Consider the following 20,711-nt stretch of genomic DNA (forward strand, 5'->3'; position numbering starts at 1 on the left):
GACCGCCACATCATCTCGGCGGATTCGGGGGTTATCCGGACGATTCTGGCTATCCCGCCCGCCTAGACTGAACCCGTCAGCGGGAGTGGTGGAATTGGCAGACACGCAGGATTTAGGTTCCTGTGCCTCACGGCGTGTGGGTTCAAGTCCCACCTTCCGCACGGATCGGGCGTTCGCCCGTCCTCGCGTCATCCTCTCCCGACGGGAAACTCGTGCATCAGATCGCCCTCATCCCCTGGCTCGACCCCGCCACCATCATCAGCGCGGCGGGCCCCTGGGCTCTGCTCGTGGTGTGCTTCATCATCTTCGCCGAGACCGGACTGCTCGTCGGCTTCCTGCTTCCCGGCGACACGCTGCTGATCATGGCGGGCCTGCTGTCGAACCCGGTCACGCACGCACCCCACGGGGTCTTCGGGATCAACGTCTGGATCGTCGGTCTCCTGATCGGATTCTCGGCCTTCCTCGGCGGTGAGGTGGGCTATGTGATCGGTCGCAAGGGCGGCCCCGCCGTCTTCGAGCGCAAGGAATCGGGCCTGTTCAGTCGCCGCAACGTCGAGCGCACGAACGCGTTCTTCGAGCGATACGGCGGTGTCACCGTGATCCTCGCCCGCTTCGTCCCCATCGTCCGCACGTTCGCGCCTGTCGCCGCAGGTGTCGGCAAGATGCCGTGGCATCGGTACTCGCTCTACAACCTCATCGGGGCCGTCATCTGGGGCTTCGGCCTGACCGTGATCGGCTACCTCGTGAGCCTGATTCCGGGCGTCGGCGAGTTCGTCGCGAAGTACATCGACGTCATCCTGCTCGCGGCCGTCGTCGGCACCGTCTTCTTCATCGTGTGGCACTACTTCGCCGAGAAGCGGAAGGCGAAGAAGGAGATGGCCGCCGGACCCGACGAGTACACCGACTCCGAAGAGGCGCGCGAGCTCGTGCTCGACCCGGAGGTCTTCCGTGAGCACGGCCACCCGCACGTGCACCGCCCCGGGGCGCCGGCGGCTGAGCCCGACGGCGGTCACGAACCGCCGCGGAGCTGATCAGGAGGCTTTCGCGCTCTTCTTCGTGGGAGTCTTCTTCGCGGCCGTCTTCTTCTTAGCGGGCGCTTTCTTCGCGGGCGACTTCTCGTCGGCATCCGGCTTCGCCGCCGCACTCTTCCCGGCGCGCTTCTTCGCGGGCGTCTCGGTGTCGCCGTCTCCGGCATCGTCGCTGGATGTCTTCGAGCCCCCGCCGCGCGCCGCACGGCTGCGCTCGACACTCGCCCGCAGCGCCTCCATCAGGTCGATGACCTCGCCGCCCTCCTTCTCGGCCTTCTCACCGAAGGTCTCGGAGGTGTCGAGGGCGTCGCCCTTCTCGAGCTTGGCGTCGATGAGGGTCCGCAGCTCCTCCTGATACTCGTCCGTGAACGCCTCGGGGTCGAAGTCGCTCGAGAAGCTCTCGACGAGGGATGCCGACATCTCGAGCTCCTTCGCCGAGATGCGCACCGACTCATCGAGGGCCGGGAACGCCGCCTCACGGACCTCGTCGGCCCACAGCAGCGTCTGCAGCACGAGGACATCGCCCCGCACGCGCAGCGCCGCGAGCCGCGTCTTCTGTCGCAGGGAGAACCGCACGATCGCGGTCCGATCCGTCTGCTCCAGGGTCTTGCGGAGCAGGACGTACGACTTGGGCGACGACGAGTCGGGCTCGAGGTAGTACGCCTTGTCGAGCGTCAGCAGATCGATCTGGTCGCTCGGCACGAACTCGACGACGTCGATCTCGCGGCTCCGCTCGGAGGGCAACGACGCCAGATCCTCCTTCGTGAGCACGACGGTCTGCTCGCCGTCGTCGTAGGCGCGATCGATATCGGCGTAGGGCACGACCTCACCGTCGATCTCGCAGATGCGCTGGTAGCGGATGCGCCCGCCGTCGGCGTTGTGTACCTGGTGCAGGGGCACGTCGTGGTCCTCGGTCGCCGAGTAGACCTTCACCGGCACATTGACGAGCCCGAAGGTGAGGGCGCCTTTCCAGATCGATCTCATGCACGAAGTACACACCGCAACCCCTCGGCGACGCCAGCGGGTGGCGCAATAACCTGTCGGCATGGCAGGAGAGCAGACGGTCCAGGTCGACGGCCGACGTCTGCGGCTGTCGAACCTCGACAAGGTGCTGTACCCCAGAACGGGCACCACCAAGGGCGAGGTGATCGACTACTTCTCGCGCATCGCGCCCCTGATGCTCCCCCACCTCGACCGGCGCCCGGTGACGCGCAAACGCTGGCCCGAGGGCGTCGAACAGCCCGATTTCTTCGCGAAAGCCCTCGAGCCCGGCGCTCCCTCATGGCTCCCCCGCATGCCGATCGACCATTCCAGCGGATCGAAGGACTACCCCCTCGTCGAAGAGGTGGCCTCGCTCGTCTACCTCGCGCAGGTCGCGAGCCTCGAACTGCACGTCCCGCAGTGGCGCTTCACCGACGCCGGCGAGCGCGGCTCTCCCGACCGGCTCGTCCTCGACCTCGATCCGGGCCCCGGTGTCGGGCTGGCCGAGTGCGCCGAGGTGGCGCGGTGGGTGCGCAGCATCCTCTCGGACATGGGAATGGAGTTGTTTCCCGTCACGAGCGGAAGCAAGGGCATCCATCTGTACGCTCCGCTCGCCGGCGCGAAGACGAGCGATCAGGCCTCGGCGTTCGCGAAAGAGCTCGCCCGCGCTCTCGAGGCCGACCACCCCGACCTCGTCATCAGTCAGATGACCCGGAGCGCCCGCACCGGCAAGGTCTTCCTCGACTGGAGCCAGAACAACGGTTCGAAGACCACCATCGCGCCCTATTCGCTGCGCGGCCGCGATGAGCCGACCGTCGCTGCACCGCGAACGTGGGACGAGCTCGACGATCCGGACCTCCGCCACCTCCGCTTCGACGAGATGCTCGAGCGCGCAGACGACGTCGGCGACCTGCTCGCGGCGCTCGCACCCCGGCGAACGGCGCCGCTGGCGCCGTACCTCGCGAAGCGGTCCGCGGACCGCACGCCCGAGCCCATGCCCGACGCCGTGTCGGGTGCTGCGGCGGGCGTTGCGGGTACCGCACCAGCGGGCAAGCCCCGCTTCGTCGTGCAGGAGCACCATGCCCGGCGGCTGCACTACGACCTGCGCCTGGAGCGGGACGGAGTGCTGGTCAGCTGGGCTGTGCCCCGCGGCATCCCCGAGACGACCGACCGCAACCATCTCGCCGTGATGACCGAGCCGCATCCGCTGGAGTACCTGACCTTCCACGGCGAGATCCCCGTCGGCGAGTACGGTGCGGGCACCATGACGATCTGGGACACCGGCGTCTACGACCTCGAGAAGTGGCGCGAGGACGAGATCATCTTCACCCTCCGGGGCACCACCGGCGGAACCGCGCACGACGCGCGCCTCGTGCTCATCCGCACCGGCGGGTCGGGCGAGAAGTCGCAGTGGCTCCTGCACCGGATGAAGACCGAGGCTCCGGGGTCGGCCCCCTCCGCACCCGCGGGGTCTGCGCGGCCGGAGGCATCCGCGCGGCCGGCGCCGTCCGCGCGGCCGCCGGCATCTGCTCATCCCGACGCCGAGACGGGCGCATCGACGATCGCGGCGGGACCGGTGTCGCCCATGCTGGCCGTCTCATCGTCGCGCGGAGCCGCCCGCGCGACGGCGGAACGCTGGGGGCCGTGGGTCGAGTTCAAGTGGGATGGCGTCCGGGCGATCGCGTACTGGGACGGCGAGCGGATGCGGTTGCACGCCCGCAGCGGCACCGACATCACGGCCCGCTACCCCGAGCTCACGGGCGAGGATGCGGATCTGGGACTCGGCGAGACCCCCCTGGTGCTCGACGGAGAGATCGTCGCGCTCGACGGGGCGGGACGCCCGAGCTTCCCGCTCCTGCAGAACCGGATGCACCTCACGAAGGCCCGCGACATCGCGCGGGAGCGCGACCGCACGCCCGCCGATCTCTTCTTGTTTGACATGCTGCGGCACGGCGACCGCGACGTCACGACCCTGCCGTTGCGCGAGCGCCGACGACTGCTCGAGTCCGCGACGGCGCACGCAAAACCGCCGCTCACGGTGCCGCCCGTCACCGACGACCTCGACGCCGCGCTGACCGTGGCTCGGGAGCTCGATCTCGAGGGTGCCGTCGTGAAAGATCCGTCATCCCGTTACCGCCCCGGCGTTCGATCGGAGGAATGGCTCAAGGTCAAGCTCACCCGCACGCAGGACGTCGTCGTCGGCGCGATCCGGCCGGGCAAGGGCGAGCGGCGCGGGGGCATCGGGTCGCTGCTGCTCGGCATTCCCGACGACGACGGCGCTCTGCACTACGCCGGGCGCGTCGGATCCGGGTTCTCCGATGCCGAACTCGCGCGGCTGACCGCCGCCCTCGAGCCTCTCCGCTCGAACGAGAACCCGTTCGTGGGCATCCCCGCAGCCGACGCCTCCGACGCCCGGTGGGTTCGACCCGAGCTCGTCGGCGAGGTCGAGTTCGCCGAGTTCACGCCGGGCGGCATCCTGCGCCACGCTCGCTGGCGGGGCCTGCGGCCGGACCGGACCCCCGGCGACGTCCGCCGAGAGGAGAGCTAGGGTCGCCGGTCGGGGTTGTGCCGTCGGGGTGTGCCGACGACAGGCTGAACCGCTGCACTCGGCCGCGGCGTGCGGGGTGCGTCGGCGACCGGCCCGCGCGGCGCGGTGGGCCTGCCGGACGAAGGTCAGAGCGAGCGCAGCAGCTCGGTGAGCGCGACGAAGGCTCGCGCGCGGTGCGACGCGGCGTTCTTCTCCGCTGCCGACCACTCCGCGACGGTGCGAGCCGGCTCCGGCTGCCCGTCGGGCACGAACACCGGGTCGTATCCGAAACCGCCCTCGCCGGCCGCCTCGGTCGCCAGCCGGCCCGGCCAGACGCCCTCGACGACATGTTCGGTCTCACCGTCGACGAGCGCGATCACCGAGACGAACTGAGCCGTGCGACGCGGATCGGCGATGTCGGAGAGCTGATCGAGCAGCAGGGCCGTGTTGGCGGCGGCATCCTTCTGGTGACCGGCCCAGTACGCCGAGAAGGCACCCGGGGCTCCCCCGAGCGCGTCGACGCAGATCCCCGAGTCGTCGGCGAGGGCCGGGAGCCCCGTGTGCGCCGCGGCAGCCCGGGCCTTGATGAGCGCGTTCTCCGTGAAGGTGACGCCGTCCTCGATCGGTTCCGGCCCGTCGTACCCGATGACCTCCAGGTCGGGGCGGACCGCCGCGACGATCGCGTGGAACTCCTCGACCTTGTGGGGGTTGTGGGTCGCCAGGACGATGCGGCCGGTCATGCCAGCGTCGCCGTCTGGATGTCGCGCAGCTGCGCGCACCCGTTCACGCCGAGCTCGAGCAGCGCATCGAGCTCGCGCTTGTCGAAGGGAGCGCCCTCAGCGGTGCCCTGCACCTCGACGAAGAGCCCGCGGCCGGTGACGACGACGTTCATGTCGGTCTCGGCCCGCACGTCCTCGACGTAGGCGAGGTCGAGCATCGGCGTTCCGTCGATGATCCCGACCGACACCGCCGACACGGAGTCCACCAGCGGCGCCGAGCGCTGCGCGATGAACTTCTGCGACCGCCCCCACTCGATGGCGTCGGCCAGGGCGACGTAGGCCCCGGTGATCGCGGCGGTGCGGGTGCCGCCGTCGGCCTGCAGCACGTCGCAGTCGATGACGATCGTGTTCTCGCCCAGCGCCTTCGTGTCGACGACGGCCCGCAGGGCGCGGCCGATCAGTCGCGAGATCTCGTGCGTCCGTCCGCCGACCTTGCCCTTGATCGACTCGCGGTCGTTGCGGCTGTTGGTCGCTCGCGGCAGCATGGCGTACTCCGCCGTGACCCATCCCTTGCCCTTGCCGGTCAGCCAGCGCGGGACGCCGTTGGTGAACGAGGCGGTGCAGAGCACCTTCGTGCCCCCGAAGCTCACGAGAGCCGATCCTTCGGCGTGTGCGCTCCAGCCGCGCTCGATCGTCACGGTGCGGAGCTGGTCGGCAGTGCGCCCGTCGGCGCGCAGGGAATCGGTCATGAAGGTGTCTCCGATCGGACGGCGGATGGGGGTCAGGATGCGGGCGGGGCGAGCTTGGGCAGCACGATCGCCCCCGTCTGGACCATGCGCACCGAGGGCACGCCCCGGCCCATGAGCCGGTCCGCGAGGTCCAGGAAGTCGTCGCCGGAGTCGCCCGTGGCCTCGTAGACGTGACGGGGCACCGCCGAATCGTGCGCGAGCAGGCCCCGGGAGACGAGCTGACGGTACACGTCCTTCGCCGTCTCGGAGTCGCTCGAGACGAGCGCGACGTCGGGGCCCATGACGTAACTGATCGCGCCCTCGAGGAACGGGTAGTGGGTGCAGCCGAGCACGAGGGTGTCGACCCCCGCTTCGCGCAGCGGCGCGAGATAGTCCTCGGCGACGGCGAGCACCTCGGGCGACTGCGTGATGCCCGCCTCGACGAACTCCACGAAACGGGGGCAGGATGCCGCGAAGACCTCCAGCCGCTCGTTGACCTCGAGCATGTCCTGGTAGGCGCGGGAAGCGATGGTGCCGACTGTCCCGATCACGCCGATGCGCCCGTTGCGGGTGGTGGAGATCGCTGCCCGCACGGCGGGGTTGATGACCTCGACCACCGGCACGTCGTAACGCTCACGCGCGTCGCGGAGCAAGGCGGCGGAAGCGGTGTTGCACGCGATGACGAGCATCTTCACGCCCTCGTCGACGAGGGTGTCGAGCACCTCGAGCCCATAGCGCCGAACGTCGGCTATGGGCTTCGGACCGTACGGCGAGTGCGCGGTGTCACCGATGTACAGCAGAGACTCCCGCGGCAGCAGCTGCGAGATCGCCCGCGCCACCGTGAGCCCCCCGACACCCGAGTCGAAGATTCCGATGGGCGCGTCGTTCACGATCATCGAGCCTACCTGGCCTCGCCGCCGCGGCATCCCGTGTCGTCGGTGCGCAATGCAGCGTCGCTACAGTGGCAGTCATGGCCTCCAGCGCTCTGCTCACCGACCGTTACGAGATCACGATGCTGCAGGCGGCCCTGCGCGACGGCACGGCCGATCGACGCTGCGTGTTCGAGGTCTTCGCGCGGCGGCTCCCGGGCGGGCGGCGGTTCGGCGTCGTCGCCGGCACCGGACGACTGCTCGAGGAGATCGAGCGCTTCCGCTTCGGCGACGAGGAGCTGACGTTCCTGCGCGAGCACGCGGGTCTCGATGAGACCACCCTCGCGTGGCTCGCCGACTATCGCTTCACCGGCACCATCACCGGATACCGCGAGGGCGAGCTCTACTTCCCCGGTTCACCGGTCCTGACCGTCGAGGGGACCTTCGCCGAGGCGGTCGTCCTCGAGACCCTCGTGCTCAGCATCCTCAACTACGACTCCGCCGTTGCCACGGCGGCGGCGCGCATGGCGATCGCCGCCGGGGACCGCCCTCTCGCCGAGATGGGGTCGCGCCGTGCGCACGAACGCAGCGCGGTCGCGGCCGCTCGGGCAGCCCACATCGCCGGCTTCGGGGCCACGAGCAACCTCGAGGCGGGTCACACGTGGGGCATTCCGACCATGGGCACCGCGGCACACGCCTGGACGCTGCTGCACGACAGCGAGGAGGCTGCCTTCCGCAGCCAGATCGACGCGCTCGGCGCCGACACGACGCTCCTGATCGACACCTACGACATCACCGAGGGCGTCGCAACGGCCATCCGGGTCGCGGGCACCGGACTCGGCGGCGTTCGGATCGACTCGGGCGACCTCCCGACCGTCGCAGCGGACGTCCGAGCGCAGCTCGACGAGCTCGGCGCCCACGCCACGCGCATCACCGTCACGAGCGACCTCGACGAGTACGCGATCGCGGCCCTGGCGGCATCCCCCGTCGACGCCTACGGGGTGGGAACGTCGCTCGTCACCGGCTCGGGCACTCCGACCGCAGGCATGGTCTACAAGCTCGTGGCGCGTCAGAACGACGACGGGTCCTGGCTCTCGGTCGCGAAGGCCTCGGCGGACAAGGTGTCGCACGGCGGACGCAAGACGGCGTTCCGAGCGCTCGACAACGGCACGGCTCTTGAAGAGATCGTCGTCGTATCCGACGGGTTCGAGCCCCTCGACACTCCCGCCGAGCATCCCGATGCCCGCGCACTGCAGACGGTGTTGTTCGCCGACGGCCGGGCCGTCGTGGATTGGGTCGGTGCCGCCGGCGTTCGGGCCGCCCGAGCCCACCACGCGAGCGTGATCGAGGAGATGCCGGTTCGCGCTCTGGCACTGAGCCGCTCCGAGCCCGCCATCCCGACGATCTACCGCGACGCGGACTGAGGCGAATCGCTTCGCCGAAAACGCACCGCCCCGCTCAGAACGCACCCATGACGGTGCACTCTCGGCGGGGCGGTGCGTTTTCGCGAGTTCAGCAGCGACGCGTCAACGCGTCATCGACTCGTAGATCTCCTTGCAGGTCGGGCAGACCGGGAACTTCTCGGGGTCGCGACCGGGCGTCCACTTCTTGCCGCACAGCGCGCGCACGGGCTTACCGGTGATCGCGGACTCGAGGATCTTGTCCTTCTTGACGTAGTGCGAGAACCGCTCGTGGTCGCCCGGCTCGATCGTCTCCTCGCGGATGAGCTCTTCGAGCTCACGGTCGAGGGTCGCGAGACCGCCCTGGTCGGGAGAATCGAGAGGAGTGCTCATGCGGGAATTCTATCGGCGAACGGTCAGGTCGTCTCGGCGAATGCCATCAGCCGGTCCCCGCGCCGGTCGAACAGCAGACCGCCGATGAGGATACCGGCCACGAGCACGACGAGCCCGACCCCGACTCCGGTGCCGAGAGCCCACCACTGCGCGTGCGATTCGCCCAGCAGGAACCGCCACGACCACCACAGCGCCGGTGCTGCCGCGAGCAGCGCCCCCACCAGCACCGCTCCCTGAGCGAGCCCGCCGCCGGTGCGCTGCGGCTGCTGGAAGGGGCTATCACCGTGTCGTGCGACCGCGTAGGGCGCGAGCACGGACGAGACCGACGAGAGACCGAGACCGCCGAGGAGCAGCGCGGAACAGACTCCGACCATGACCGGCAGGACGCCCCAATCACCGTGGATGCCGATGCCGACGGGGATCGCGATGGCGAGCAGCGGCAACGCCACGAGAAGCAGCGGCACCAGTCGACCGACCCGGTCGGACGCACCGCGCACCGCGCTCGAGATGTGCAGCCAGACGGCCGAACCGTCGTACGCGAGGTCGTTGTGGACGACCCAGCCGAGCAGGAGCGCGATGAGCGGCGCGGGGATCAGCGCGGCGATCTCGTGCGGCACGCCCACGATGACGAGCGGTACGACCGCGACGACAGACGCCACCGGGATGATCGCGATGTCGACGAGGTAACGGGGATCGCGCAGCCAGTAGACGAGAGAGCGCGCCGCGACAGCGCCCCCGGGCGTTCCGGGGGTCACGGTGAACCAGCCGAGCCCGCGGCGCTCGCGCACGGAAACGGGCCGTTCGGTGTGGGTGAGCATCCGCCGCACGATCAGGATCCATGCCACGGCCAACGCCGCCGCCGTGAGGACCGCGACGATGACGACGGTCGGCCGGGGGTCGAGCGGGAGAACCCAAGCCGCCCCGATGGGGGTGACCGCGAGCGTCCCCACGGCCGCGAGCAGCGGGCCGGGGACGCCGTCCTCCCAGTTGAGCGAGGCCAGGAAGACCGCGACCGGAATCGCGACCACGCCGATGCCGAGCAGCAGCAGGGTCGTGAGCTCCCGCGATCGACGCTCCGCGAGCACGAGAGCGGCTACTCCGAGCGCGACCCGCGCGAGGAGGAGCTGAGTGACGACGATCAGCGCCGCGCCGAAGACGGCGGCCACCGGGTCGACGCCGTGGGCGATCCAGGTGAGCGCGACAGCGACCGACACGACGATCACAGCCGCCGACGGCAGACTCAGCGGACTTGCCGCAGCCGTCGACGCGGCGACGAGCCGCCAGTCACGACCCGTCACGATGAAGGCACGCGGATCGAGCGGGTCGCGAACGGGCGTGACCAGCGGCACGAGGGCGAAGCATGCCGAGACGGCCGCACCGCCGACGGCGAGCACCACGAGAGCGCTGGCGTAGGGCGCATCCTGCAGACGCAGGAGCGCGAGGACGATCGCGCCGACGAGAACCACGGTCGCTGCGAGCGCTGCGAGCGCGCGGGCACGGTGGAACCGCAGTGCCCCGACGAGGACGTCGAACCTCAGTCGGAGAACGTGTGCAACCATTCGAGGCCCTCCACCGCGCTCGTCCCGCCGGCAAGTTCGAGGAACCGCTGTTCGAGCGTGCGTCCGTCACGTACCTCGTCGACGGTGCCCGCAGCCAGGATGCGGCCGCCCACGAGGACCGCGACGCCGGAGCAGGCGCGCTGGACGAGCTCCATCCCATGACTCGACAGGATGACGGTGCCGCCGTGATCGACGTACTTCTGCAGGATGTCGAGGATGACGGCGCTCGACACCGGATCCACCGACTCGAAGGGCTCGTCCAGGACGAGCAGTCGCGGCGCGTGGATCATCGCGCCTGCGAGCATGACCTTCTTCGTCATGCCGGCCGAGTAGTCCGAGACGCTCCGTCCGAGTGCGTCGGTCAGATCGAATGCCGCAGCCAGGTCGGCGATGCGGTTCTCGACGACGGCGGGCTTCAGTCCGCGCAGGACCCCGTAGTAGTAGAGGAGCTGGCGGCCGGAGAGACGGTCGAAGGTGCGCAGCCGGTCGGGGAGAACGCCCATCTGCCGCTTCGCCCCGGCCGGGTCGCGACGGATGTCGATCCCCGCGATCTCGACCGCTCCCTCATCGGGGCGGAGAAGGCCCGCGATCATCGAGAGCGTCGTCGTCTTTCCCGCGCCGTTGGGACCGACGAGCCCGTAGAAGGATCCTGCGGGGATCTCGAGGTCGATGCGATCGACCGCGCGTGCCTCACCGTAGGCCTTCGTGACGCTCCGCAGGCGCAACGCCGGAGCGCTCGGGGCGACGTCCTCGGAATCGTGCGCCGAGGTGACGCCGCTTGCAGCCACCGTCGCGATGACGACCTCTTCGGAGGGCTCGGCGTCATCGTCGGAAGCGGCCGCCTCGGGCTCCGGTTCCCCTCCCTCGTCCGGAGCCACGACGCCCTCCGGCTCCGGGTCCGGCTCCGGCTCGGGCGCAGGCTCCGGGTCCGGCTCAGGCTCAGGCTCCGGCTCCGGCTCCGGCTCAGGCTCAGGCTCAGGCTCCGGCTCCGGCTCAGGCTCAGGCTCAGGCTCAGGCTCAGGCTCAGGCTCCGGCTCAGGCTCCGGCTCAGGCTCAGGCTCAGGCTCAGGTTCGGCGTCGGGCTCCGGTTCGGGTGCGACGTCCGCGGAAGCCACGGCTTCCGCAACGGCATCCTCATCAGGTGCGGTCTGGGTGGCACCATCCGCAGACGTCTCGCCGGCGGACTCACCGGCCGAGGCCGCCTCCGACGGGGTCGCATCGGCTGCGACGGCCTCGTCGACCGCCTCGGGAACGATCTCCACGGCCTTCGGGCCCGCGTCCTCCGCAGACGCCACGAACGACGCCGCCGCCACGGCGGCGGGAATCTCCGGCTTCGGCGGTGTCGCCCCCGCCTCCGGCGCCGCGTCCGTGGAGCGCGGCTTCCGCGGGGCCTTCTTCGCGCCAGTCGAGCCCGATGCACGCGGCTTGCGTGGCTTCGTCGTCCGGGGAGAGCCCTTCTTGGTCGCCGTCGTGGCTCGCTCGGACGAGCCCGCGGAGGGTGCTGCCGCAACCGCGAGCTCGGCGGCCGCGACCTCCGCGGGGATGTCGGGCAGAGGCGGCGCGGACGTACCGACAGGCGACGCGCCACGCTGTTCGTGCTGAGGGGTGGCTGAGTCGTCTGTCACGCCTCAAACCTATCAAGCGGGCCGTCTGCGCCGAGGCTCCACGTCATGGGGGAACACCGAGAATCGCGCTACCAGCAAGGTCACGAAAGCGCAACGGCTGCGGGTGTTCGGGCGACCTCCCAGATCGGGTCGCTAGCATGAAAAACGCTGTCCCGGGGTGTCGCTCCGGTGAATGCTGATCTAACTCGTAACTTCAGGAGATACTCGTGGCCCTTCAGATCGTGATCCTCGCCGCAGGGATGGGCTCCCGCCTGGGCCGCTCTCTCCCCAAGCCGCTCACCGAGCTGAACGACGGCCGCAGCATCATGCAGCAGCAGCACGACAACATCCGCGCGGCGTTCGGCGACGATGCCCGGATCACCACCGTGGTCGGCTACCGCGCCGAGACGATCGTCGACGCTTTCCCGGATGTCGACTACGTCTACAACGCGCGCTATGACGAGACGAACACGTCGCAGAGCCTGCTGCGCGCGCTCAAGGCGTCGGGGCGCGGGGGCGTCCTGTGGATGAACGGCGACGTCGTCTTCGATCCGCGTGTCCTCGGCCGTGCCGTCGCGCTCATCGAGCGCGACCAGTCGTTCGTGACGGTCAACACCGCGAAGGTCAGCGACGAGGAAGTGAAGTACACCGTCGGTGCCGACGGCTTCATCGCCGCGCTCTCCAAGACCGTCCGCGGCGGCATCGGCGAGGCGGTCGGCATCAACTACATCTCCTCGCGCGACAAGAAGGCGCTCATCGCGCAGCTCGGCCGCGTCGACGACCAGGACTACTTCGAGCGCGGTCTCGAGCTCGCCGTCGCCGAGAACGGCCTCCGGCTCGAGCCGATGGACATCTCCGACCTGTACGCCGTCGAGGTCGACTTCGCCGAGGACCTCGAGCGCGCGAACCTGTACGTCTGACGGCGCCGCCGCGCCGCAGGCGCGAGAGGATGGGTGCCATGGCCCGTAAGGTGCACCGCATCGACTCCCTTCCCGACGACGCTCCGCGCCGCGACGCGGGCGAGGCCGGCGCCGGGCAGCATCCGCTGAGCGTCCGGACACTCGACCGGCTCCTCGCAGTCCAGCGTCCGGTCGTCCTGGCGCACCTGCGGGGCATCCACCACCGGCATCCCGAGGCGACGACCGCACAGGTCGTGCAGATGCTCGAGCGCCGCTATCTGACCGCCGTCACCACGGGCGGCGCGGCAGTCGGCGCGACGGCCGTGATCCCGGGCATCGGCACGGCGACGACCCTCGCGCTCAGCGGCGTGGAGACGGCGGGGTTCCTCGAGGCGACGGCGCTGTTCGCCCAGTCGCTCGCGGAACTGCACGGCATCCCCGTCGACAACCCCGACCGCGCGCGGGCGCTCGTGCTCGCACTCATGCTCGGCCGTGAGGGCGCCGACCTGGTGGGGCAGTTCGCCAAGCAGGCGAGCGGAAAAGGCGGCCCCCGCAGTTCCTACTGGGGTGAACTCGTCACGTCCTCGCTCCCCCGCACCGCCGTCGGCCCGGTCCTCGACCGGCTGAAGCACGCGTTCGTGCGCCGATTCGCCGCCGCCGGCGGGGCGTCCGTCGTGGGCAAGGCCCTCCCGTTCGGCATCGGTGCCGCGATCGGCGGAACCGGCAACCACGTTCTCGGCCGCCGTGTGATCTCCGGCGCCCGCCGCGCGTTCGGGGTGGTTCCCGCGAGCTTCCCTGCGGCGCTCGAATCACGCGACGAAGATCAACCGATCGGACGAGGCGCCGGGCTCGTGGCGCGGCGGATCAGCGGCGTCTTCGCCGAGGGAGGCCGTCAGATCGGCACGCTCGCCTCTCGTCCGTTCCGGCGTGGCGAACGCAGCGGCGCGATCGCAGACGACCGCGGCACTGATGAACCCGCCGCCGGCGCCGAGCACGATCTCGACGGCGGGAAGGAATCATGACCGCTTTCCTGATGTCGATCCTCATCGTCGGGGCGCTGTTCAACGTCGTCACCTGGCCGACGTTCCTGCGGCGGGTAGCGCGCGATCCGCGCGCGACGGATGCCGCGGGCCGGCGCACCCGGTTCTTCACCGTGCACCTCGTTCTCGTCGTCATCGCCCTCGTGCTGGCGGCGCTGTTCGTGGTGGGCGCGGTGATGATCGGCGCCGCCGCGCTCTGAGCCTCGGGCGGGGCCGCGGGTCAGGCGTCGTCGAGCTCGGCCTCGTCGCGTTCGTCTGCGACCGTCACCGTGCGCGCGTCCCACTCCGCCCACCGCTGCATGAGCAGCTCGATGGCAGCGTGGAATCGTGCCGTCGCCGCGCCGGGCGATGTGTCGCCGAAGTAGTGGTGCGACCACACGCGGAGCTGCTGCGTGGCCTCCGGGTCGTCGGCGACGCGGTCGGCGATCTCGACGATCGACGCGGCGGAGTCCGCATCGAGCCACGCGGCGTCGGCGAGGTAGCCGCCCCTGTCGACGAGCGCCGCAGGGTCGACCGGACGGGTCACCAGCAGGGGCTTCGCCACCGCCAGCCGGTCGTAGATCATGGCCGAGATGTCGACGACGGCGAGGTCGGCGGCGGCCAGCTGCCAGCCCAGCTCCGGCCCGTCGTCATAGACGTGATGCGCGAGCGGGTCGGCGGCGTTGGCCGCGGCGATGGCGGCGACGATGCGTCGGTGCGCGTCGCCGTACGCCGCATCCACGACGCCGGAGCGAGGGTGCGGGCGATAGATCAGCCGATGCCGCGGTGAGGCGAGGACGGCCGAGACGAGCGATTCGCCGTGCGAGGCGATCGAGCCGTAGTGCGCGGCGGGCCGGTCGCCCTCCCACGTCGGGGCGTAGAGGATGACGCGGCGTCCGTCGTCGGGGTACGGCAGCGCACCCGAGAAGTGATCCGCTTGCGGCCGTCCGATCGCTATCGTGCGCGCGTCGAGGTCGTAGTCCCACAGGACGCGGCCGAGCCGTTCGCGGGCCGCGTCACCGGCGATCAGGGCGTAGTCGTACGCCTTGAACTGGTTGGTGGTCATGTACATCTTGTCGGACTCGCCGTGGTTGATGAAGACGTGCCACCGGTGCCCGTACCGGAACATCTGGAAGTTGCGGGTGTTCTGGTTGACGTAGAGGACGATGCGGATGTCCTGGGCCGCGACCACCGATTCGAGCGCCCGGACGGTCGGAGCGAAGACGACGGGCAGCGCGCCGTCGGAGAGAAGCGCCTGCGCACCCGTCGCGCTGCGGCTGATGACGACGACCGGCCAGGTCTCGGCGAGGAGCTGCAGCGGCTTGTACCACTGCCGCATCTGGTACATGTTCACCTCGCCGTCGGCGAAGTAGACGGCGATGCGGAAGTGGTCGGTCGCCGGCTTCGGCAGTAGCGCGAGGGAGCGCCGCACGTCGACGTACGCCGCTCGGTTCGATACCGCCCGCCGCACGAGGGCTACGGCTTTGCGCACGTCAGCGATGATTCCCACCCCTCCAGGGTACCGAGGGTGCGAGCCAGGACCGGGACGCGTGACATGATCGACGGATGCATGACGACGCGCACCGCTGGCGTCCCGCGCCTGTCCCGGCCCCGGACGCGGGCGTGTCCTTCGTCATGCCCGTCCTCAACGAGCGCGCCTACCTCGAACGTGCGGTGCGCAGCGTGCTCGCCCAAGAGCTCGACGCCCCGATCGAGGTCATCCTCGCCCTCGGCCCATCGTCCGACGGCACGGAGTCCGTCGCCCGCCGACTGGCCGACGAAGACGCGCGGATCCGCCTGGTGCGCAACCCCGCCGCCCATATCCCCGTCGGCCTGAACATCGCGATCCGCAGCTCCCGCTATCCGACGATCGTCCGGGTCGATGCCCACTCCGAGCTCGAGCCCGGCTACACCAGAGCGGCGCTGGAGACGCTCGCCCGGGTGCAGGCGGCGAACGTCGGCGGAGTCATGCGCGCCGAGGGGCGGAGCCCGTTCCAGCGAGCCGTCGCCCGGGCATACAACTCGCGCATCGGACTCGGCGGCGGCGCCTACCACGGCGGAACCGACGAAGGCCCGGCGGAATCGGCCTACCTGGGCGTGATGCGGCGCAGCGTGCTCGACGAGGTCGGGCTGTTCGACGAAGGCATCCGCCGCGGCGAGGACTGGGAGCTCAATCTCCGCATCCGACGCGCCGGGTACCGCGTATGGTTCGACCCCGACCTCCACGTCACCTACTGGCCTCGCGAGAGCTGGGCTCGCCTGGTGCGGCAGTTCCGGGCCACCGGCTCCTGGCGAGGAGAGCTCGTGCGGCGTTTCGGCCGGCGGAACGGCCTGCGCTTCTTCGCTCCCCCGCTGCTGGTCATCGCCGCCGCGGCGTCGCTCGTCGTGGGTGCGGTCCAGCTGTCGGGAGCGTTGTCGGGGCGCACCGGCATCCTGCTGTCCTTGTTGCACCTTCCGATCGCGGCCTACGCCGCGCTCGTCGCCGTCGTCGCGGCGGGGCGCGGTGGGGGCCGGAGTCTGCGCGACCGGCTGTGGACGCTCGCGGTCCTGCCGTCGATGCATCTCTCCTGGGGCGTCGGCTTCCTGCAGGGCGCCGCGCGCGGTGCCCGGGGCACTGTCGACACATCGCGCCTGGCGCGCAACACGCCGCTGCCCTGACTCCGCTTTGCCCGCTCTCGCTCGGTCCTGCTCAGTCGCGCGAGACGAGCCCCTGGTCGAGGATGCGCGCAACGACGCGTTCCGCAGCACTCCCGTCGTCGCGAGGGTTGAAACGCGCACGCCAGCGTGCGTAGCGCTCGGGGTCACCGGCCTCGTCCGCCGCGATTGCTCGGACCAGATCATCCTGCGTGCGCACGATCGGGCCTGGTGCCCACTCGGCGAGATCGAAGTAGAAGCCGCGCAGCTTGCCGCGGTAGTGCTCGAGGTCGGGCACGAAGAAGTAGATGGGACGGCCGGTGACCGAGTAGTCGAACATCACCGAGGAGTAATCGGTGATGAGGGCGTCCGAGGCGAGCTGCAGGGCGGCGAGATCGGGGTGCGACGTCACGTCGATGACGCGCGCGCCGCGCTCGTCGGTTCCCGGGGCGAGTGTGCGCGAGTGTCCGCGCACGAGCACGACCGCGCCCGTCGACGCGGCGAGGGCAGGCAGGTCGAGGAAATCGACGATCGTCTGTCGGTCATCCCGCCAGGTCGGCGCGTAGAGCAGGACCTTCTCGTTCGCCTCGATGCCGAGTGCCGCGCGCGCGGCATCCCGGTCGCCGGAGTGGAGGTCGTCGGTGCGCGGATACCCTTCCACCCACACGGGCTTGCGACGGAAGGCGTAGGCGGCACGGAGCACGCGTGCGCTGTACGGGTTCTGTGCCAGCAGGATGTCCCAGCGCCGGCTCTCGCGGAACACCGCCAGCGCCCGGCGAGGGTCGAAGCCGGGTCGATGCAGGGCCAGTCGCTTCAGCGGTGTGCCGTGCCAGGTCTGCAGCACAGCCTGCCCCGGCTTGCGGACGAACGGTCGGCGCAGCCAGTCATTGACCACGAGCAGGCGTGCCACCGCGCGGGCTCGCCACCACTCGGGGCTGCCGTCGACGACGGCGATCGCCCCCTCGGGCACGGCGACCGAGAGGTCGACGACGCTCCAATAGCGGGTGACCCCTGGGGCTGCCCGCGCCAGCTCGCGGTCGATGGCACGCGGGTTGTCGCTCGCGCTCCGGCCGTAGAAGCTCTCGAAGAACACGGCGTTCTCGAGGGGGCCGCGGTGTGCGGCGTAGCGCTGTTCGAGAGCGCGGCGCCCCTCGCCCGAATCCAGTGCCGGGTCGACGGGAGGGGCGATCGCGAGCCGTGCTCCGTCCCAACTCGCGCGGAGCAGGGGCGTTCTCAGTTCCGCGCCCGCGCCGTCGGCCTGATCCTCGCCCTGTGCCGGGACGCCGTCCACGACGAGGGCGTAGCTGCCGGACGGCAGCGGGAGCTCGGGGCCTCCCCAGCGCGCGGCGTGCAGGGGAAGGCGCGCGGTCCAGCCGCCGTCGCCGGCGGTCACCTCGCCGCGCGCTCCGGCGCGCGGACCGACGATCTCGATCCGGGCGGGAACATCCCCGGTACCGGTCACCGTCATCACCGGCAGCTCCTCGCCGCCGAAACCGATGCGCATCACGACCGCTCCCCCGCTGATTCCGGCACCGCCGCGACGATGGCTTCGTGCACGCGCCGCGCGTTCCGTCCGTCTCGCCACGCATGCATCCGGCGGCTCAGTCGGTCCGCACGGGACCGCCGACGGTCCGCCTCGGATTCATCCCCCAGCACAGCGTCCAGCTGTGCGCACAAGACCGCCCACGACCGTGCCGCGTCGTCGCCGGCGACCTCGGCATAGGTCCCGTAGAAGCCGCGGGTGCGCGCGTAACGCTCGACGTCCGGCGCGAGGAAGAGCGTCGGCAGGGGCACGAGCCCCGCGTCGTATGCGAGAGACGAGTAGTCGGTGACGAGCACGTCCACGGCGGCCAGCAACGGCGTGACATCAGGAACGAGGTCGCTTCCCAGCATGCGCACGCGACGCGTCGCCGCGGGAGGCGTATAGTCCCCGCCACCCAACGGGTGCGATCGCACGAGGAGAACGGCGTCATGGGTCTCCAAGACGCTCAGGATCCCCTGCCAGTCCGCCGAGTCGGGCGTCGCCGGGTCGGGCTCGCCGTCGCGCCACGTCGGCGCGTAGAGGACGACACGCGCGTCCGACAGCCCCGGGAGGACGTCATCGAGCAGCCGCCGTGCCTCGCGCCGCGCGGCGGGCGGGTCGGGCGGCGAGAGGACGTCCACGCGGGGCTCGCCCAGGACGGGAACACGGGCGTCGTCGAGTCCGAAGGCGCTCTCCAGCCGGCCGCGGACACGATGGGATGCTGCGGGCAGCAGATCGATCTGCGCCTGCGCCCGCCGGTACGCCAGCGCGAGGAGCCACCGGATGCCGGGAACGGCGGCCAGCCGCCCGGGTTCCGTCGTCACCGGAGAATCCAGGCCGATCCGCTTGAGCGGGATGCCGTGCCAGAGCTGCACGAGGAACGCACCGCCGACGCCGTATCGGTTGACATCGCCGAGGCCGTGGGTGACGACTACGACACCCGCGCGGGCAGTGCGCCAGAAACCGGCGAACGAGTCGCGCTGCACGGTCGGGATGCCCCGTCGTCTCGCCTCCTCTTCCTGGCGCGGCGAAGACACCACCCAGACGGCCCGACGGCGGGGCGCGGCCTGCCAAAGAGCGAGCGCTCCGTCCGCGATCCCCACGGCGCACCCGAAGACCCACGCGGATCGGTCCCGCGGGATGACGAAGGTGGCGAGGCGTCCCGCGAGATACACGGGGATGCGCAGGACCTTGCGTACGTTGCCCGCGCCGAACGAGAAGGACGCCACCCCGCGAGCCTATCGCGGGGTGGCGTCCGGGCCGGTACGGCGTTTACTGCTGCAACTGGCCGAGGGTGACGGTCGCCGTCTGCTCGCGGCCGTCGCGGACGTACGTCAGCTTCGCCTCGCTGCCGGCGGCCAGCGCCCGCACCTGAGCGGTCAGGTCGACCTGGTCGGTGATGGCGATGCCGTTGAACTGCGTGACGATGTCGCCGTTGCGCAGACCCGCGGATGCCGCGGCGCCCCCGGCGGTGACCTCGTTGATGAGGGCGCCGGCACGGGTCGCTCCCGGGGCGGAGGCGGCATCACCGACGGTCGCGCCGAGCAGGCCGTGGGTGGCCGAGCCGTTGTCGATGATCTCGTTGGCGACGCGCTCGGCGACCGTCGAGGGGATCGCGAATCCGACGCCGATGGAGCCGGCCTCCGTGGATGCACCGCCGGCGCTCGCGATGGCGACGTTGATGCCGATCAGGCGGCCCTTGCCATCGACGAGGGCGCCACCGGAGTTGCCCGGGTTGATGGCGGCGTCCGTCTGGATGACCGAGATCGCGATCGAGGACTTCGGCTGCGAGGGGGTCTGCTGCCCCTGGCCGAAGTCGAACTCGAACGGCGTCCGACCGCCGGGAGTCTCCTCCTGCTGCGTCCCGCCCTCGGACTCGGGCGCTGCGGACGACGCGATCTGGATGGAGCGGTTCAGCGCGCTGACGATACCCGTCGTCACCGTGTTCGACAGCCCCAGGGGGGCACCCACGGCGACCGTCTGGTCGCCGACGTTGAGCTTGCTCGAGTCGGCGAACTCGATCGGGGTCAGCCCGGAGGCATCGGTCAGCTTGATGACCGCGAGGTCGTAGGTCGGGTCGGTTCCCACGATGGTGGCGGCGTACACCCGGCCGTCCGACGTGGTGACCGACAGCTCCGGGTCTCCCGTGGCACCGTCGAGGGTGACGACGTGGGTGTTCGTGAGCACGTAGCCGTCGTCGCTCAGGATGACGCCGGAACCGGTGCCGCCGGAGGTGCCCGCCGACGCGGAGATGGTCACGACGCTCGGCAGCACCTTGGTCGCGATGGCCGTGGTGGCGTTGACCGAGTCGGGGTTGTTGACGGTGATCGACGACGGGCCCGAGCTCTGCGACGCGGGCGCGGACACGAAGGACGAGCCCACCGCCGCGGCTCCTCCGACCCCGGCCGCTCCGCCGACGAGCGCGGCGGCCACGAGGATGGCCGCGATCTTGCCGCCGCCGACCCTGGTGCGGTCATGCGGTTCGGGGGCGGTGGCGGTGGCGGGCTGACCGAAAGCCGCACCGGCGTGCGGCGCGGGCTGGCCGTAGGGCTGGGTCGGCTGCGTGTGGAACGTCGACCCGCTGTCTGCCGGGGCGCCGGGCAGGGGCGGGCGGGGCGGGATGGTCGCATCTGTGCGCGGCGCCGCTGCCGCATCAGGTGCCGACACGGGCGATGTACGGGCGTGGTCGGCAGGCTGCTCGGCGTCGCTTCGCGCGTCGGGAGTGCGGTCGTCGGGGAAGTTCTGGTCGCTCATCGAGGTTGCTCCTTTGTCCAAGCAAGAACAGGTTGCCGCGCGATGCTGTGGTTTGCCTATGCCGAGGTTGGGACA

Annotated in this window: 19 protein-coding genes and 1 tRNA gene; 9 read left to right on the forward strand and 11 right to left on the reverse strand. The window is 70.7% G+C overall.

Going from position 1 to position 20,711, the window contains the following annotated elements; all coding sequences use genetic code 11:
- The first annotated feature begins 79 nt into the window (after window positions 1–79).
- Together MTS1_RS02585 and MTS1_RS02590 are read left to right on the forward strand one after the other, a co-directional pair.
- A tRNA-Leu gene (locus MTS1_RS02585) sits at window positions 80–161 on the forward strand.
- Window positions 162–212: 51 nt separating this feature from the next.
- Window positions 213–1,031 (forward strand): DedA family protein, encoded by an 819-nt coding sequence (locus MTS1_RS02590; RefSeq protein WP_023951153.1) that lies wholly within the window; start codon window positions 213–215, stop codon window positions 1,029–1,031.
- Here MTS1_RS02590 and MTS1_RS02595 read toward each other — a convergent pair whose 3' ends face one another.
- Window positions 1,032–2,012 (reverse strand): Ku protein, encoded by a 981-nt coding sequence (locus MTS1_RS02595; RefSeq protein ID WP_023951156.1) that lies wholly within the window; start codon window positions 2,010–2,012, stop codon window positions 1,032–1,034.
- Window positions 2,013–2,073: 61 nt separating this feature from the next.
- On the opposite strand from MTS1_RS02595, the gene MTS1_RS02600 reads away from it, so the two are divergent.
- A complete protein-coding gene (locus MTS1_RS02600) occupies window positions 2,074–4,557 on the forward strand; it encodes an ATP-dependent DNA ligase (protein WP_023951157.1) in 2,484 nt (827 codons plus the stop codon).
- Window positions 4,558–4,682: 125 nt separating this feature from the next.
- Here the strand turns inward: MTS1_RS02600 and rdgB are convergent, their stop codons facing one another.
- Genes rdgB through murI form a run of 3 tightly spaced genes read right to left on the reverse strand, consistent with a single transcriptional unit; the run spans window position 4,683 to window position 6,873 of the window.
- Entirely contained in the window at window positions 4,683–5,276 is a 594-nt protein-coding gene (gene rdgB, locus MTS1_RS02605; protein WP_023951159.1) for an RdgB/HAM1 family non-canonical purine NTP pyrophosphatase, read from the reverse strand.
- On the reverse strand, window positions 5,273–6,004 hold the full coding sequence (rph, locus tag MTS1_RS02610) for a ribonuclease PH (RefSeq protein ID WP_023951161.1): 732 nt from the start codon (window positions 6,002–6,004) through the stop codon (window positions 5,273–5,275). Before rph ends, rdgB begins: the two co-directional genes overlap by 4 nt.
- Window positions 6,005–6,036: 32 nt before the next feature.
- Window positions 6,037–6,873, reverse strand: a complete 837-nt coding sequence (murI, locus tag MTS1_RS02615; RefSeq protein WP_036304919.1) for a glutamate racemase — start codon at window positions 6,871–6,873, stop codon at window positions 6,037–6,039.
- 80 nt (window positions 6,874–6,953) lie between these two features.
- Here murI and MTS1_RS02620 point away from each other — a divergent pair, with 80 nt between their 5' ends.
- Window positions 6,954–8,276 carry a nicotinate phosphoribosyltransferase gene (locus MTS1_RS02620; protein ID WP_036304599.1) on the forward strand — a complete coding sequence of 441 codons (1,323 nt, stop codon included), beginning with the start codon at window positions 6,954–6,956 and terminating at the stop codon, window positions 8,274–8,276.
- Window positions 8,277–8,378: 102 nt separating this feature from the next.
- On the opposite strand, the gene MTS1_RS02625 is transcribed toward MTS1_RS02620, so the two are convergent.
- Genes MTS1_RS02625 through MTS1_RS16770 form a run of 3 tightly spaced genes read right to left on the reverse strand, consistent with a single transcriptional unit; the run spans window position 8,379 to window position 11,082 of the window.
- Window positions 8,379–8,645, reverse strand: coding sequence for a DUF3039 domain-containing protein (locus MTS1_RS02625; RefSeq protein ID WP_023951164.1), 267 nt, complete (start codon window positions 8,643–8,645; stop codon window positions 8,379–8,381).
- A 23-nt stretch (window positions 8,646–8,668) separates the two neighbouring features.
- Window positions 8,669–10,204 (reverse strand): hypothetical protein, encoded by a 1,536-nt coding sequence (locus tag MTS1_RS02630; RefSeq protein WP_023951165.1) that lies wholly within the window; start codon window positions 10,202–10,204, stop codon window positions 8,669–8,671.
- Window positions 10,180–11,082, reverse strand: a complete 903-nt coding sequence (locus MTS1_RS16770; protein ID WP_233494889.1) for an ABC transporter ATP-binding protein — start codon at window positions 11,080–11,082, stop codon at window positions 10,180–10,182. The genes MTS1_RS02630 and MTS1_RS16770 overlap by 25 nt, the downstream gene beginning before the upstream one ends.
- A 274-nt stretch (window positions 11,083–11,356) precedes the next feature.
- Here MTS1_RS16770 and MTS1_RS16775 point away from each other — a divergent pair, with 274 nt between their 5' ends.
- From MTS1_RS16775 to MTS1_RS02650, 4 genes are all read left to right on the forward strand, one after another.
- Window positions 11,357–11,806, forward strand: coding sequence for a hypothetical protein (locus MTS1_RS16775; protein ID WP_052007567.1), 450 nt, complete (start codon window positions 11,357–11,359; stop codon window positions 11,804–11,806).
- A 229-nt stretch (window positions 11,807–12,035) separates the two neighbouring features.
- Complete coding sequence (locus MTS1_RS02640; RefSeq protein WP_023951167.1) at window positions 12,036–12,728, forward strand: NTP transferase domain-containing protein; 693 nt, start codon at window positions 12,036–12,038, stop codon at window positions 12,726–12,728.
- A 38-nt stretch (window positions 12,729–12,766) separates the two neighbouring features.
- Entirely contained in the window at window positions 12,767–13,729 is a 963-nt protein-coding gene (locus tag MTS1_RS02645; RefSeq protein WP_023951168.1) for a hypothetical protein, read from the forward strand.
- Window positions 13,726–13,947 (forward strand): SCO4848 family membrane protein, encoded by a 222-nt coding sequence (locus tag MTS1_RS02650; RefSeq protein WP_023951170.1) that lies wholly within the window; start codon window positions 13,726–13,728, stop codon window positions 13,945–13,947. Before MTS1_RS02645 ends, MTS1_RS02650 begins: the two co-directional genes overlap by 4 nt.
- 20 nt (window positions 13,948–13,967) lie before the next feature.
- Here the strand turns inward: MTS1_RS02650 and MTS1_RS02655 are convergent, their stop codons facing one another.
- Window positions 13,968–15,236: a CDP-glycerol glycerophosphotransferase family protein gene (locus MTS1_RS02655; RefSeq protein WP_023951172.1), complete on the reverse strand. Its 1,269-nt coding sequence runs from the start codon at window positions 15,234–15,236 to the stop codon at window positions 13,968–13,970.
- A 56-nt stretch (window positions 15,237–15,292) separates the two neighbouring features.
- On the opposite strand from MTS1_RS02655, the gene MTS1_RS02660 reads away from it, so the two are divergent.
- A complete protein-coding gene (locus MTS1_RS02660) occupies window positions 15,293–16,384 on the forward strand; it encodes a glycosyltransferase family 2 protein (protein WP_023951174.1) in 1,092 nt (363 codons plus the stop codon).
- Window positions 16,385–16,415: 31 nt separating this feature from the next.
- Here MTS1_RS02660 and MTS1_RS02665 read toward each other — a convergent pair whose 3' ends face one another.
- The 3 genes from MTS1_RS02665 to MTS1_RS02675 are packed head-to-tail and all read right to left on the reverse strand — an operon-like array spanning window position 16,416 to window position 20,636.
- Window positions 16,416–17,864: a CDP-glycerol glycerophosphotransferase family protein gene (locus tag MTS1_RS02665; RefSeq protein WP_023951176.1), complete on the reverse strand. Its 1,449-nt coding sequence runs from the start codon at window positions 17,862–17,864 to the stop codon at window positions 16,416–16,418.
- A complete protein-coding gene (locus MTS1_RS02670; protein ID WP_023951178.1) occupies window positions 17,864–19,111 on the reverse strand; it encodes a CDP-glycerol glycerophosphotransferase family protein in 1,248 nt (415 codons plus the stop codon). Before MTS1_RS02670 ends, MTS1_RS02665 begins: the two co-directional genes overlap by 1 nt.
- A gap of 43 nt (window positions 19,112–19,154) precedes the next feature.
- Window positions 19,155–20,636: a S1C family serine protease gene (locus MTS1_RS02675; protein WP_023951180.1), complete on the reverse strand. Its 1,482-nt coding sequence runs from the start codon at window positions 20,634–20,636 to the stop codon at window positions 19,155–19,157.
- Window positions 20,637–20,711: the final 75 nt, after the last annotated feature.

Origin of the sequence: Microbacterium sp. TS-1 (assembly GCF_000509385.1) — a bacterium.
GTDB lineage: Bacteria > Actinomycetota > Actinomycetes > Actinomycetales > Microbacteriaceae > Microbacterium > Microbacterium arborescens.